Here is a 13,293-nt window from a genome sequence, read left to right as displayed (position 1 = left end):
AGCCAAGTGGTATATCGAAGAGTATTACAATACAGTAAGACGTCATGGGACACTCGGTGGAGTCAGCCCCATGGCATTTGAAAAACAATAGTTTGCAACCCGTGTCTACTTTATTGGGGGCAGATCATAACCGCTAGTCAAAAGCTTTGCGACCAGCCCCCGTCACTCATTATCTGTCACCTCTAACTTGTTACCTGTTACTCGTTACTTTTAAATTTCCTGCCGCTCTTTTATTTTTCTTATAAGACGTTAGTTAGGGCCCGTACCTGATTTACCTTCTCAAGTTCTGCTGATACTGAGTTAACGAACTTCAACCTTTCTACCAGGAAAAGCTGGGTTTAAAGTTCACTCAGTGAACCCTTGGCGATAAACAAAAAACGCATAAAAACGGCATCCGTGCTTCTGGCTGCACCTTCAGCAATATTGCTAGGAACAGAAACAACTGCTCTTCTCATCTGACTGGTCAACCCGTACAGCTCTTCTTTCGGAAATGAGTCAGTGAGTTTATAGACAGATTCCACCAGATCCATCGCCAGTTGCCAGGCCAATAAGTCCAAATGTGTCTTCACATCGAGACCTCCTTGTCACTAGTTACCTGTTACTCGTAACTTGTCACTCAAACATTCGCAATATACCAGGGCATGGTGCGGCTGATGCCTTCAAAGATACGCACCTGCGGTGCATACCCCAGCAGCCGCTCGGCCTTGCCGATATCGGCCTGGGAATGGCGCACATCGCCGGCGCGAAAGTCCCGGTACACCGGTGTTTTCTTATAGGTTACGCCCTGTTCCCCCAGCGCTTCCTTGATGGCGTTGAACAACTGATTCAGGGTTGTCCTGTCCCCTACCGCCACATTGAACACTTCACTGTTATCCAGTGAGGTCAGCGCGGAGAGGATATTGGCCTGCACCACGTTATCGATGTAGCAGAAATCCCGGCTGGTCTCGCCGTCACCGTTGATAAACACGTCCTCACCCCGGTTCATGGCGGCAGCCCATTTGGGGATCACCGCCGCATAGGCGCCATCGGGATCCTGGCGGCGGCCGAACACGTTGAAGTAACGCAGGCCGGTGCTGTGAAAGCCATAGGCGCGGGAGAACACATCGGCGTACAGCTCGTTCACATATTTGGTCACCGCATAAGGCGACAGGGGCTTGCCGATATTTTCCTCCACTTTGGGCAGGGCCGGATGGTCCCCGTAGGTGGAACTGGAGGCGGCATAAACAAAGGCCTTAACACCGGCCTCTTTGGCCGCGTTGAGCATATTCAGGAAGCCGCTGATATTGACTTCATTACTGGTGATGGGATCGTTAAGCGAACGCGGCACCGACCCGAGCGCCGCCTGGTGCAGCACCAGCTCAACGTTTTCCAGGGCCTGCTCACACGCAGCCTTGTCACGGATGTCCCCTTCGATAAAACGAAAGTTCTGCCATTTCTTCTCCCCCACCAGCTCGCGCACTTCCTCCAGGTTGCGGCGATGACCGGTGGCAAAGTTATCCAGTCCCACCACTTTCTGGTTGGCTTTAAGCAGGGCTTCGAGCAGGTTGGAACCGATAAAACCCGCCACGCCTGTGACCAGCCAGGTGCGGGGGGATTGTTTGATCTCATCTAGTCGCTGTTCAAATCTGTCCATTAGAGTCGCATGTCCGTGATTGACTTATCCAGGGCGTATTTCAGGTCGTAAATGACCCGCTTAGGTTTGCAAAGCTCGTTGAGCCGGGCCTGATCATACTGTCTGAACTGGTGGTGGGCCACCGCCAGCACCGCTGCATCATATTTGCCCGCCACCGGCTCAGGGATCAGCTCCAGGCCGTATTCATGCTGTGCTTCTTCTGCAGAGGCCCAGGGATCGAAGATCTCCACGTTAACACCGTATTCTTTGAGCTCATCCACAATATCGATGACCCGGGTATTACGCAGATCCGGGCAGTTTTCCTTGAAGGTCAGGCCCAGCAGCAGCACATTGGCGCCCTGCACCTGGATACCCTTTTGGATCATGGCCTTGACCAGCTCCGAGACCACATACTGGCCCATACTGTCGTTGAGCCGCCGTCCGGCCAGGATCATTTCCGGATGGTAGCCGATGGCCTGAGCCTTGTGGGTCAGGTAGTAGGGATCGACACCGATACAGTGGCCGCCTACCAGTCCGGGGCGGAAGGGCAGGAAATTCCACTTGGTGCCGGCCGCCTCCAGGACTTCCAGCGTATCGATGCCCAGGCGGTTAAAGATAATCGCCAGTTCGTTAATCAGGGCGATATTCACGTCCCGCTGGGTGTTTTCGATGACCTTCGCCGCCTCGGCCACTTTAATGGAACTGGCCAGATGGGTGCCGGCCGTGATGATCTCCCGGTAGAGATCGTCCACCACTTTGGCCACTTGCGGAGTTGAGCCGGAAGTGACTTTTTTAATGGTGGAAACCCGGTGCTCCTTGTCACCCGGGTTGATGCGTTCCGGGCTGTAGCCGGCAAAGAAGTCCTGATTGAACTTCAGGCCTGATACCCGCTCCAGCACCGGCACACAGTCTTCTTCGGTAGCGCCGGGATAGACGGTGGATTCGTAAATGACGATATCGCCTTTTTTCAGCACCTTGCCGATGGTTTCACTGGCGCGGACCAAAGGGGTCAGATCCGGCCGCTTGAAGCCGTCAATGGGCGTGGGCACCGTGACAATAAAAACATTGGCCCTGGCCAGCTCGTCCAGCTTGTCGGTGAAGCTCAGATGCCGGGATTCGGCCAACTCTTCTTTGCTGACTTCCAGGGTAAAGTCGACGCCCCGCTGCAATTCGGCAATACGTTTGGCATTGATATCAAAGCCGATGACCGGCCGCTTCTTGCCAAATTCGGCTGCCAGCGGTAACCCCACGTAGCCCAGACCGATAACGGCCACCCTCAGTTCACTGAACTCCATCTGCTGTTCCTGTTTTTCGTTGTTCTGATAAAAGCCTGCTGACTATGGTGATGGAATTTCCGCCCAAGTCAACGCCTATCGCTCGGCTCAGAGGCCATCCAGATAGGCTTCAATATCCTCATCCAGTTCCTGCTCCTTGGGATCAGGTTCCACCTGGCCGTCTTTAACTTCATATTCCTTGTTCTGGAAATAGATATCCTTCACCAGCGCATAGGGGTCCACGGCACCGTTGATCATCTGTTCCTGCTGCATCAGTTGCACCCGGCTTTCCAGGGCATCGATACTCCAGCGGAACAGGCTGAGCTGCCAGCTCAGGGCATCCACCGGCCAGTAGGCCGAGTCCACATAATCCCCCACTCCGCCACGTACATCCGTCGGTCCCATGCCAGGCAGCATCAGGAAGGGACCATTGCCCACACCCCACACGCCCAGCACCTCATCGAAACCTTCTTCCTTGCGCATCAGACCAATCTCACTGGCCACATCGATGGTGCCCAACAGGCCGACGGTGGAATTAAGAACAAAACGGCCGACGCTGACCAGCGAATCACCCACTTTACCCTGCAGCAGATTGTTCAGGCCGTTGGCCGGTTCTTCCAGGTTAGTGGCGGCGTTGTAAAGTCCTGTCCGGGCAAAGTCCGGCAGATAATCCCGGTAGAAAACCGCTGCCGGCCTGGCGATATAGGTATCCAGGTAATCCCAGTTCAAGGTCCACATCTTGCGGTTGATCCCCTCCAGCGGGTCCCGGGGAGCCTGGCTGTCCTGGGTCTGGGCCTGCACCGGCTGACTGCTGGCCGTTGCCGCCTGTTCAGCGCCCTGGTTGGACGCACAGCCCCCCAGCATAATCACGGGCAATAACAGCAGTAAAATGGATCTCATTCGTTTAATTCCTTGTCGATTAAGATTTGTCCCTGCATCAGGGTACCGGGGGATATATCCACCATCGTCTCGCCCTGCAATTCCCCGCTGGCCGTTTCCACATTGGGATCCCTTGAGACCCGGGCAATCAGTTGCGCATGGGTCAGGCTGGACAGCTTGTAGTCGCCGAGCATGGCGTTGGCATCCGTCAGCTCCAGCTCCATTGGCAGCTCGGACAGGGGCACCCTGACCACGGCTGCAGGCATCTTCATTTCACTGCCGGCTTCGCGGGCAAACAAGAACAGGTAGCCCTGTTCGGGCAGCTTGCTTTTGAGTCCCTCGGCCAGATTAATGGTCATCAGCACGCGGGTCTGGCCTGTGCCGGTCAGCTCGGCGATTCTCTGGGCGACCATAGACGCCATGGGATCCCCTTCAGGCAGGGTTGCGGCCAGTTGTTGCCAACTGTCAAGGGCCAGTTCCTGGCTACCCAACTGGGTCGCGGCAATGGCTGTCAGGCCCAGGGCACTGAGGTTATCCGGCTCTATCTGTTGCAATCTCTTGAGGTAGCCCAGGGCGCGTCGCAGGTTGGCTTCACTGCCAGTCATCACCAGCGCCTGGCTGATGCTGAGCAGGGCACCCGGACGCCCCGGATCCTGCGCCAGTGACTTCTCATAGGCTTCGATGGCGGAATCGAGCCGGTTCAGACTCGCATGCAGGCGTCCAAGCAGTAACCAGCCTTCGGGAGCCTGGGGCTGCTGTTTGAGCTTGGTACGCAGGGCCAGGGCAAATTGCTGCAATTCTTCGGCGGTCACCGAGGGATCGGCTTCCACTACCACCCTTCTGCCCAGTTCAGCCAGCTGTGCGTTGGCCTGCCGCCAGTGTTGGAGGTTGCCAATTTCATTAGCCTGCCAGTAACTGTAGAGGCTCAGCACACCGGCCAGCAGCAAGCCGGCCAGCAAAATCCAGCGACTGGGACTCTGCGGTCTGTCGGCCTTGTCCTGCTCGAGGGCCAGTGCGGCTTTGAGCTCCTGCTCCAACTGGTCTTTGTCCTGCCGACCAATCAGCCCTTCGGCCACTTCCCGCTGCATTTCCGCCAGCCGTTGCCGGGTCAGCTCGATATTTAGTTTCCTGCTGTCGGGGCGCCGGCCTGATTTGCTCACCATAAAGGGCCAGAGCACAAAGAGTCCGGCCAACAACGCTAATCCGGCCAGGCCTGCATACAACTGAGTCACTTATCTTTCTCCAACCATTTGTCTGCCCTGGCCAGCAGTTCGGGATCCAGCTGGTTGCCGGCACTCCTGCGCCGCCATACCAGCACCGCTGCCGCCAACAGGATAAACAACAGCGGTCCCAGCCACAGCCATACCGTGGCCGGACTCAGCGGGGGCTGGTAATAGACGAAATCCCCGTAACGCTGTTTCATGTAGTCGATGACCTGTTGCTTGTCATAGCCCTGTTGCATCAGCTCATGGACCTTGCGCTTAAGATCCTGGGCCACCAGAGCGTCTGAGTCGGCAATATTCTGGTTCTGGCACTTGGGGCAGCGCAACTCTTCGGTAAGCTCCTTGAAGATCTGCCGCTGGGCATCCGTCTCAAAGGCATAGATCTCCTCGGCAAGACCCGGCCCCGCGGTCAGAAGTAAGGTCACAAACAGCCACCAGCCCTTCATTGTGTCAGCTCCTGGTAAAGGGGAGCGAACCGGCTCTCCCAGACCCGCGGATTCAGATCGCCCACATGATGCAGGCGGATACGTCCCTGGCTGTCGATCAGAAAGGTTTCAGGGGCCCCGGTCACGCCCAGGTCCAGTGACGTATCACGGCTGTGATCGAAAATATTGAAGGCATAGGGGTTACCCAGTTGATCCAGCTTCTGACGGATATCGGCCCGGATCTGCCCGATGGATTTGCCGCCAAAGTCGGGATCCAGATTCTGCTCGTAGTAAAGGCCCACTATCCTCACCCCCTGCTCTTTCAGCTCCGTCAGAAAAGGCAGCTCAATGGCGCAGGTGACGCACCAGGTACCCCAGACGTTAAGCAGGGTCACCTCCCCCTCAAAGACCTCGGGTGTGTAGATCCTGGTCTCATCCATCACATCCGGCAGTGAGAACGCCGGGACCGGCCGGTTCAGCAGGCTGGACTCACGCTCCCTGGGATCGGAAAACAGGCCCTGCAACAGGAACAGGGAGATAAACAGGAACAGCGCCAGGGGCAGCAGGAACAATGCAATACGTTTCATGCCCGGGCTCCTGCGGGACTGGTGCCCGGAGCATCGCTTTGGGTCAGTCTGGCCATTCGGTAGCGCTTATCGCAGATGGACAGCACGCCTCCCAGTGCCATTAAAATCGCGCCACCCCAGATCCAGCGCACGAAGGGTTTAACATAAATACGCAGCGCCCAGTCGCCGTTGTTCAACTGCTCCCCCAGGGCCACATAGAGATCGCGGGTCAGGCCCACATCCACCGCCGCCTCGGTCATCATGCTGCGCTGTACCGGGTAGAAGCGTTTCTCGGCTTCCAGATGACTGATCTTTTTACCCTTTCTAAGCACATCTAGCTTAGCCACATGGCCTTCATAGTTGGGACCCTGCAATTCCTCGACGCCGAGAAAGACAAACTCATAGCCGTTGAGATTGAGGGTTTCTCCTGCTGCCATGCGTACATCCCGCTCCTGACTGTAACTGGTGACCATGGCTACGCCCAGTATCATGGCGGCAAAGCCCAGATGCCCCATCACCATCCCCCAGTGACTGACGGTTAGCTGGCTGATGCGGGCTACTTTACCGTCGCTCCGCTGCCGAACTTCCTGCACGGTGGAGAACACAATCCACACACTCAGCAGAATGCCCAGGGTCGCCATATAGGACGCACCATCGGTGCCAAAGTGCAGCAGGGCTGCACAGGCCAGACTGAGTGAAAAAGCCGTCAACAGCTGGTTGCGCAGGGCTGGCCAGGGCTGATGCTTCCAGCGGCTGATTGGGCCCATGGCCAGCAACAGTACAAAAGGTATCACCAGATAGATAAACATCTGATCGAAAAAAGGCGCGCCGATACTGATGGAGCCCAGCCCCAGCTCCTTGTGGACCAGTGGCAGCAGGGTGCCCATCAGCACCACCAGGGTAGCGGCAGAGAGCAGGATATTGTTGCCAATCAGCATCGTTTCACGGGAGAGCAGTTCATAACGTCCTGTACTACGCAATTGCGGGGCACGCAGCGCATACAGCAACAGGGAACCGCCGATGACCAGCACCAGCAGGCCGAGAATAAAGAGGCCGCGGGTCGGATCAGAAGCGAAGGAGTGCACCGACACCAGGATCCCCGAGCGGACCAGAAAAGTGCCCAGCAGGCTCAGGGAAAATGCCGCGATAGCCAGCAGTACCGTCCAGGACTTGAAGACCTTGCGTTTTTCGGTCACTGCCAGGGAGTGCAACAACGCCGTTCCCACCAGCCAGGGCATAAAAGAAGCATTTTCCACCGGATCCCAGAACCACCAGCCGCCCCAGCCCAGTTCGTTATAAGCCCACCAACTGCCCAGGGCGATCCCCAGGGTCAGGAAGACCCAGGCCGCCAGCGTCCAGGGTCGCGACCAGCGCGCCCAGGTGGAATCCAGGCGTCCGGCGATCAGGGCGGCAATGGCGAAGGCAAATACCACCGAGAACCCCACATAGCCCATGTACAGCATGGGCGGATGGATGATCATGCCAAAGTCCTGCAACAACGGATTAAGATCCCGCCCATCCACCGGATAGAAAGGCAACAGGCGCTCAAAAGGATTGGAGGCGAGCAGGATATAGAGATAAAAACCCACCCCCACCAGGCCGAGGATGGCCAGTACCCGGGACAGGATCTCCAGCGGGATACTGCGACTGAACAGGGCCACCGCCACCGTCCACAGGGAGAAAATCAATACCCAGAGCAAAAATGAGCCTTCATGACCGCCCCATACCGCAGTGATGCGATAATACCAGGGCAGCTGGCTGTTGGAGTTGTGCGCCACGTAGGCCAGGCTGAAATCGTGGTCCAGGAAGCCCTGGGTCAGGCACAGATAGGCAAAGGCGGTAAACAGGAACATACCGACGGCCAGCGGCCGGGCCGCCCGCATCAGTTGTACCTGGCCATGTTGGGCGCCCCACAGGGGGTAAACGCTCAGCAGGATGGCCAGAAACAGCGCCAGTACCAGTGAAAAGTGCCCGAGTTCGGCTAACATCTCAACTCCTGTCAGTTGTAATTGGCATCTTGGGGTTTGACGTGTTTGATGCCCTTCATGGCTTCTGCCAGCTCCGGCGGCATGTACTCTTCATCATGCTTGGCCAGCACTTCCTCGGCGAGGATCTGGTTGGCGGCGCTCAGATGGCCCGTCGCCACAATCCCCTGTCCCTCACGGAACAGGTCCGGCAGTATGCCCTGGTAGCTGACCTGGACTATGGGTCCCGTATCCACCAGATCGAAGGTCACCGCCAGGCTGTTTTCATCCCGTTTGACCGACCCCGGCACCACCAGCCCCCCCACCCTCAGGCGCTGGCCCACCCGTGGCTTGACCCCGTCCTTGCCCTGCACGATTTCGCTGGGAGTGTAGAAAAGATCGATATTCTGGCCCAGGGCATACAGCATAAGGCCGATAGCGGCTCCTATGACCACCACCACCGTGGATACCGCAATCAGTCTCTGCTTACGTCTGGGGTTCATCGTCTACCTCAAATTGGTCTGCTGTTTGGCGTCTGGCCTGGCTGCGTTTGATACGCGCCAGCCGTTGTTGTTCCCGGCCGATCAGCCGGACCAGGTTGCGTCGGCTGATCAGGCTGTGTCCAATCAGCACTATCAGGGCCAGCAGGCTGACGGCAAAGGCCAGCCACACATAAAATCCGTATCCGCCCATGGCCCAGAAGGCCTGCCAGCTGTCAAACTGCATCGCTATTTCCCCCTGCCAGTTTCTGCACCCAGGGACGGTGCAGTTCCCGGCGCAGCATCTCGGTCTGCAGGCGATACAGACTCAGGGCCCCGACGACAAAAGCCAGTCCGGCAAGACATAGCAGCAAAGGCCAGAGCATGTCAGGGGCGATGGACGGCTTGCCGAACTTGGTGATGGTGGCGCCCTGGTGCAGGGTGTTCCACCACTCCACCGAATAATGGATAATCGGCAGGTTGACCACCCCGACCAGGGCCATAATACCGGCGGCCTTGCTGCCCTGCTGCTTGTCTTCGAAGGACTGGTACAGGGCAATGACCCCCAGATACAGAAACAGCAGGATCAGTTCGGAGGTGAGCCGGGCATCCCAGACCCACCAGGTGCCCCACATGGGCTTGCCCCAGGCGGCGCCGGTAAACAGGGCAATAAAAGTCATGACTGCGCCGACCGGGGCGATGGCGGCCACCGCCATGTCGGCGCTGCGAATCTGCCAGACCAGGCCGATAAAGGCAGCCACGGCCATGGCGCTGTAGGCCCCCATAGACAGAATGGCGCTGGGCACATGCAGGTAGATGATGCGAAACGAATCTCCCTGCTGGTAGTCTGCCGGTGCATAAGCCAGTCCCCAGATGAGACCGGGGATCAGGCACAGCAAGCTGGCCACGGCAAACCAGGGCAACAGGGTCGAACAGAGCCGGTAAGCCTGCTCGGTTTTGGCATAGGGATGCAACCACTTCCACATCAGTTCTGACTCACTCTCAAAGCATGGGCCGTGGCCAGCGGGGTCAGGGCCAGGGCCAGTAAAAACAACGCGCCAATAATGGCGAGCTGCCCATTATAAGAAAGTTGCAGGGCCGCCGCATCCACCGCCGAGGTGGCAAAAATCAGCAGCGGCACCAAAAGGGGCAGTAACAATAACGACAACAGCACGCCGCCGCGCTGCAACCCCAGGGTCAGCGCCACCCCGGTGGCGCCCACCAGACTGAGCAGCGGCGTGCCCAGCAACAAACTGAGCAACAAGGCCTGATACATAGGCGGCGTCAGGTTCAAAAACAGCGCCAGCAAAGGAGAGACCAGCAGCAGGGGGAGGATGCAGGTCAGCCAGTGGGCGGCGACTTTGATCAGAACCACCAGGCTGAGCGGCAAACCGCTGAGCATCATCTGCTCGAGCCAGCCGTCATTGAAATCATCACGGAACAGCCGCTCCATGCCCAGCAGGGACGACAACAACACGGCCACCCAGATCACCCCCGGACCGATTTTCTGCAGGGTTTGCGGCCCCGGCCCCACCCCCAGAGGGAAAAGACTGATGACAATCAAAAAGAAGATCAGCGGCTGCATCAACTCGGCCTTTTGCCGGTAAGCAAGAGCCAGGTCGCGGCGCAGCAGTCCTGTCAGCTTGGCGGTCAAATCCGATACTCCAGATGCAATGTTTTTAACTGTCCCGCCCACTCCAGGCTCTGATGGGAAGTGAGCACTATCATGCCCCCTTCCCCCAGATGCATCTGCATTCTCTGTTTGAGCAGGGTGACGGCGTGACGGTCCAGGGCGGTGAAGGGTTCGTCCAGTACCCAGAGTCTGGCGGACTTCAGCCACAGACGGGCCAGACCGATACGTCTTTGCTGGCCTGCCGACAACTGGCTGGCAGGCAGATCTTCCAGGCCCACCAGCCCCAGGCTGTCGAGCAGCGAATAGATATCCAGCGGTTGCGCCACGCCTTGCAGATCACACCAGTAACGCAGGTTTTCCCTTGCGCTGAGTGCCAGGTTAACACCCGGTTTATGGCCAAAGTAGATCAACTGCCGGTGATAAGCCGCCCGATCCTGACTGATGGGCGCGCCATGCCATTGTACGCTCCCGCTCTGCGGCTCTGACAAGCCCACCAGGATCCTCAGCAGACTGGTCTTGCCCGCCCCGTTGGGCCCCTGAAGGTGCAGGATGTCTCCGGCCTGCAGGGAAAAGCAGACAGCATCGAACAGCAGACGATCACGCTTGATACAGGCAAGATTGTTAACGCAAAGCTGAGACAAACCGGCAATTATCCAGTCAGGCAAAAAACGGCCGGAATCATATCACAGCCCGGTTGGCCAGGCATATGACTGCCGGGCCAATTCAACGTCATTTTGAGTCAGTTCCAGGCCAGCGGCCGGTGATAACTACTTTAAATTACTGCCACTTCGGGTCGATAATGGGATATGTCAGAATTATTCCTCTCTTCACAACAGCAGATGGTCAACGCGCTCAGGCAGTTGCAGCAACCCGCTGCCGCCGGGGCACCGTTGCTGCGCCAGGCCACCGAGGTGCTGGTCAGTCATCTGGCGGGCAACCAGTTGCAACTTAATCTGTCGCCTCGTGCCGCACGGGCGGGTAACAACCCGCCTGCGCCACTGGTGGTCAGTAGCAGTGGTCTGACTGGTGTCCTGACTGGCGGCCAGTCCTATCAGTTGGTGCAGGATCCGGATAACAGCAGCCGGCTGCATTTCTATCCCGATACGTCCAGACAAATCAACCAGGGCCCTCAACAAACGGCGCTGGTGCCCAAAGCCCTGGCAGATATCCTGATGCCCAGACTGCTGGAGAGCAGCCGACTGCCGAGCTCTGCCCTCACGCTCGATGCGACGGTGATCAGTCAGAACGCCCAGCGACTGGTGTTGCAGGTGGCGGACAGTCGCCTCAATGTTGTGCTGCCAACCCCACCGGCCAGCTTCAGCACAGGTCAGAAGCTGGAGCTGGCCTACCAGCCCGATGCCAGGCAGTGGCAACTCAGGCCATTGCAGGGATCTGCAACCCAGGCCATCAGGGTCGAAATCCCCCCTCAGGCGCTGTCCCCCGCGACCCTGCTGCTGCCCCGGAACCAGCCACTGGCCCTGCCGGTTGAGGGCCTGCGCCATAACCTGCAGCAGATTCCCCTGCCTTCGGCCAACGCCCTGGCGCAGAAAATCAGCGGTCCCCTTTCCTCGGTACAGCTTTTGGTCACCGGCAAGGGCCAGATCCAGTTGCAGTACCAACAGGCCGCGCCACAGGCCAGCCTGGATTTAGGCAAAGCCGAGGCAGCTAAGCTGCAGACCTGGCTGCCCCGTGCAGACGGGCAGCCCTCAGGCAGACAGGAAGCAACCTTGCCCGTCGGTCGGCAGGCTCCGTTGCCAGTAGCCGGGGATCCGGGGATTTCGACGGATAAGAGCGGACCACTCCAGGGCAGGGATAGCAGAACGGCTGTTGCTCCTGTACAACAGCCACCCGACAGGGCGCTGTCGGGCCAGCCCCTCAGTAGCACCCAGACTGCAGCCGCCAAAGCGGATCTCAACAGCGCCCTGTACAAGCAGTTGATTGAGCTTACCCGACATCTGCAGAGCCAGCAGGAGCCGGCGCCGGCCCTGCTTGGCAGAATAGAACTGGCCCTGGGTGAATCTGACCGCCTGGCACCAGCCATGGCTTCCCTGGTCGGTCAGATAGGCAAACAGATCAGTCAGGGGCTGCCCGGCGGCAATGAGCAGGATGCACAGATGCTGCGCCAGCTTTTTACCCATCCCCCCATGACCATGAATCCGGTACAACTGACCACTCCGGCTGCCTCTCAGGGGTTTATCGGCGGCCTGATTACCCTGTTACAGGTGTCCCTGGCTTCCAGGCTGGCCAGTCAGCAGAACCGCACGGCGGCGCAGGTGCAACGTCTGAGTGAAGGCTTGACCAGCTTGCTGGAAGGAAGCAGGAGCACAAGTGCCCAGCCAGCACCAATGCGAGGGCTGACTGATTTTGCCCAGGTGGAGCAGCGCCATCAACTGATCCGTAATCTGGGCCGGCTGCTGGCTCAACATACCAGCCAGAAAGCGGCCAGTGCGGATGCGCAGATACAGGGGCAGGACAGCTTTCACTACAGTCTGCCCGTTGGGTCTGCCGAAAACAGAAGGGAAATGGAACTGTTGATTCGCCGCGAGCCGCCGCCCGGGGACAAACGCCGGCCCGGCCAGGACGCTGATCGCCAGTGGCACCTGAGCATGAAGCTGGATATCGGTCAGACGGGCTCTTTGCTCGCCAAGGCCAGGCTGTTTCATAACGAACTGGAACTGGATTTCTATGCAGCCAATGACGAGGTGAAAAACCGGGTGCTGGAATTTCTTCCCCATCTGAAAAAGCGCCTGGTCTCACTGGGCCTTCAGGTCAACCACAGTCAGTGCCAGTTAGGCAAAATTCCCGATCAGTTGCAACAGCGTCCCTATCATATCTTCGAGACCCGGGCATGAGCAGACAGGACAAACCCAAGAGCGCGGTCGGCATCAAATACCAGGCCGATAATAAACAGCAGGCCCCCACAGTGGTGGCCAAGGGCTTTGGCGACCTGGCCGATGAGATTGTCGAACTGGCCAGGGAGCATGGGGTACTGATCCATGAAGACGAGCATCTGGCCGGTTTCCTGACCAGCCTGGACCTGGGCCAGGAGATCCCGCGGGAGCTTTATGTGGTGATAGCCGAATTGATAGCCTTTTCCTACGTTTTGCAGGGCAAGTTCCCGGATAGCTGGACCAACAAGCATGGCAAGGTGGATGACCGGGCGTGACGAGTGTCCAGTGTCATCCAATAATATCGCAGCGGTAAAGAACCCCGGGCTATATGTCACTGTGATCCGAGT

Annotated in this window: 15 protein-coding genes; 2 read left to right on the top strand and 13 right to left on the bottom strand. The window is 58.1% G+C overall.

Annotated features, from left to right (window positions below; genetic code table 11):
* Window positions 1-338: 338 nt before the first annotated feature.
* The 13 genes from J0A66_RS13975 to ccmA form a co-directional block, all read right to left on the bottom strand.
* Entirely contained in the window at window positions 339-569 is a 231-nt protein-coding gene (locus J0A66_RS13975; protein ID WP_338143895.1) for a four helix bundle protein, read from the bottom strand.
* 47 nt (window positions 570-616) lie between these two features.
* Window positions 617-1,633 (bottom strand): SDR family oxidoreductase, encoded by a 1,017-nt coding sequence (locus J0A66_RS13970; protein ID WP_206574450.1) that lies wholly within the window; start codon window positions 1,631-1,633, stop codon window positions 617-619.
* A complete protein-coding gene (tviB, locus tag J0A66_RS13965) occupies window positions 1,633-2,907 on the bottom strand; it encodes a Vi polysaccharide biosynthesis UDP-N-acetylglucosamine C-6 dehydrogenase TviB (protein ID WP_206574449.1) in 1,275 nt (424 codons plus the stop codon). The genes J0A66_RS13970 and tviB overlap by 1 nt, the downstream gene beginning before the upstream one ends.
* A gap of 87 nt (window positions 2,908-2,994) precedes the next feature.
* Complete coding sequence (locus J0A66_RS13960) at window positions 2,995-3,786, bottom strand: MlaA family lipoprotein (protein ID WP_206574448.1); 792 nt, start codon at window positions 3,784-3,786, stop codon at window positions 2,995-2,997.
* Complete coding sequence (ccmI, locus tag J0A66_RS13955) at window positions 3,783-4,997, bottom strand: c-type cytochrome biogenesis protein CcmI (RefSeq protein WP_206574447.1); 1,215 nt, start codon at window positions 4,995-4,997, stop codon at window positions 3,783-3,785. Before ccmI ends, J0A66_RS13960 begins: the two co-directional genes overlap by 4 nt.
* Entirely contained in the window at window positions 4,994-5,434 is a 441-nt protein-coding gene (locus J0A66_RS13950; protein WP_206574446.1) for a cytochrome c-type biogenesis protein, read from the bottom strand. The genes ccmI and J0A66_RS13950 overlap by 4 nt, the downstream gene beginning before the upstream one ends.
* Window positions 5,431-6,000 carry a DsbE family thiol:disulfide interchange protein gene (locus J0A66_RS13945; RefSeq protein WP_206574445.1) on the bottom strand — a complete coding sequence of 190 codons (570 nt, stop codon included), beginning with the start codon at window positions 5,998-6,000 and terminating at the stop codon, window positions 5,431-5,433. The genes J0A66_RS13950 and J0A66_RS13945 overlap by 4 nt, the downstream gene beginning before the upstream one ends.
* Window positions 5,997-7,967 carry a heme lyase CcmF/NrfE family subunit gene (locus tag J0A66_RS13940; RefSeq protein ID WP_206574444.1) on the bottom strand — a complete coding sequence of 657 codons (1,971 nt, stop codon included), beginning with the start codon at window positions 7,965-7,967 and terminating at the stop codon, window positions 5,997-5,999. Before J0A66_RS13940 ends, J0A66_RS13945 begins: the two co-directional genes overlap by 4 nt.
* 11 nt (window positions 7,968-7,978) lie before the next feature.
* Entirely contained in the window at window positions 7,979-8,446 is a 468-nt protein-coding gene (ccmE, locus tag J0A66_RS13935; protein ID WP_206574443.1) for a cytochrome c maturation protein CcmE, read from the bottom strand.
* On the bottom strand, window positions 8,430-8,669 hold the full coding sequence (gene ccmD, locus J0A66_RS13930; protein ID WP_206574442.1) for a heme exporter protein CcmD: 240 nt from the start codon (window positions 8,667-8,669) through the stop codon (window positions 8,430-8,432). Before ccmD ends, ccmE begins: the two co-directional genes overlap by 17 nt.
* Window positions 8,659-9,408: a heme ABC transporter permease gene (locus tag J0A66_RS13925; RefSeq protein WP_206574441.1), complete on the bottom strand. Its 750-nt coding sequence runs from the start codon at window positions 9,406-9,408 to the stop codon at window positions 8,659-8,661. Before J0A66_RS13925 ends, ccmD begins: the two co-directional genes overlap by 11 nt.
* Window positions 9,408-10,076 carry a heme exporter protein CcmB gene (gene ccmB / locus J0A66_RS13920; RefSeq protein ID WP_206574440.1) on the bottom strand — a complete coding sequence of 223 codons (669 nt, stop codon included), beginning with the start codon at window positions 10,074-10,076 and terminating at the stop codon, window positions 9,408-9,410. Before ccmB ends, J0A66_RS13925 begins: the two co-directional genes overlap by 1 nt.
* Complete coding sequence (gene ccmA / locus J0A66_RS13915) at window positions 10,073-10,720, bottom strand: cytochrome c biogenesis heme-transporting ATPase CcmA (protein WP_241264195.1); 648 nt, start codon at window positions 10,718-10,720, stop codon at window positions 10,073-10,075. Before ccmA ends, ccmB begins: the two co-directional genes overlap by 4 nt.
* 141 nt (window positions 10,721-10,861) lie before the next feature.
* Here ccmA and fliK point away from each other — a divergent pair, with 141 nt between their 5' ends.
* Together fliK and J0A66_RS13905 are read left to right on the top strand one after the other, a co-directional pair.
* Window positions 10,862-12,907 carry a flagellar hook-length control protein FliK gene (gene fliK, locus J0A66_RS13910; RefSeq protein ID WP_206574439.1) on the top strand — a complete coding sequence of 682 codons (2,046 nt, stop codon included), beginning with the start codon at window positions 10,862-10,864 and terminating at the stop codon, window positions 12,905-12,907.
* Window positions 12,904-13,221, top strand: coding sequence for an EscU/YscU/HrcU family type III secretion system export apparatus switch protein (locus J0A66_RS13905; RefSeq protein WP_206574438.1), 318 nt, complete (start codon window positions 12,904-12,906; stop codon window positions 13,219-13,221). Before fliK ends, J0A66_RS13905 begins: the two co-directional genes overlap by 4 nt.
* The last annotated feature ends 72 nt before the right edge of the window (window positions 13,222-13,293 follow it).

This window comes from Bowmanella dokdonensis (assembly GCF_017254865.1).
In the GTDB taxonomy this organism is placed as follows: domain Bacteria; phylum Pseudomonadota; class Gammaproteobacteria; order Enterobacterales; family Alteromonadaceae; genus Bowmanella; species Bowmanella dokdonensis.
The sequence above is the reverse complement of the archived record's forward strand: the minus strand, read 5'-3'. Positions and strand labels throughout refer to the sequence as shown.

Coding starts and splice junctions, on each gene's coding strand:
- J0A66_RS13905 (WP_206574438.1), top strand. CDS start 12,904: ATGAGCAGACAGGACAAACCCAAGAGCGCGGTCGGCATCAAATACCAG.
- J0A66_RS13970 (WP_206574450.1), bottom strand. CDS start 1,633: ATGGACAGATTTGAACAGCGACTAGATGAGATCAAACAATCCCCCCGC.
- J0A66_RS13945 (WP_206574445.1), bottom strand. CDS start 6,000: ATGAAACGTATTGCATTGTTCCTGCTGCCCCTGGCGCTGTTCCTGTTT.
- J0A66_RS13950 (WP_206574446.1), bottom strand. CDS start 5,434: ATGAAGGGCTGGTGGCTGTTTGTGACCTTACTTCTGACCGCGGGGCCG.
- tviB (WP_206574449.1), bottom strand. CDS start 2,907: ATGGAGTTCAGTGAACTGAGGGTGGCCGTTATCGGTCTGGGCTACGTG.
- J0A66_RS13940 (WP_206574444.1), bottom strand. CDS start 7,967: ATGTTAGCCGAACTCGGGCACTTTTCACTGGTACTGGCGCTGTTTCTG.
- J0A66_RS13925 (WP_206574441.1), bottom strand. CDS start 9,408: ATGTGGAAGTGGTTGCATCCCTATGCCAAAACCGAGCAGGCTTACCGG.
- J0A66_RS13960 (WP_206574448.1), bottom strand. CDS start 3,786: ATGAGATCCATTTTACTGCTGTTATTGCCCGTGATTATGCTGGGGGGC.
- fliK (WP_206574439.1), top strand. CDS start 10,862: ATGTCAGAATTATTCCTCTCTTCACAACAGCAGATGGTCAACGCGCTC.
- ccmE (WP_206574443.1), bottom strand. CDS start 8,446: ATGAACCCCAGACGTAAGCAGAGACTGATTGCGGTATCCACGGTGGTG.
- ccmD (WP_206574442.1), bottom strand. CDS start 8,669: ATGCAGTTTGACAGCTGGCAGGCCTTCTGGGCCATGGGCGGATACGGA.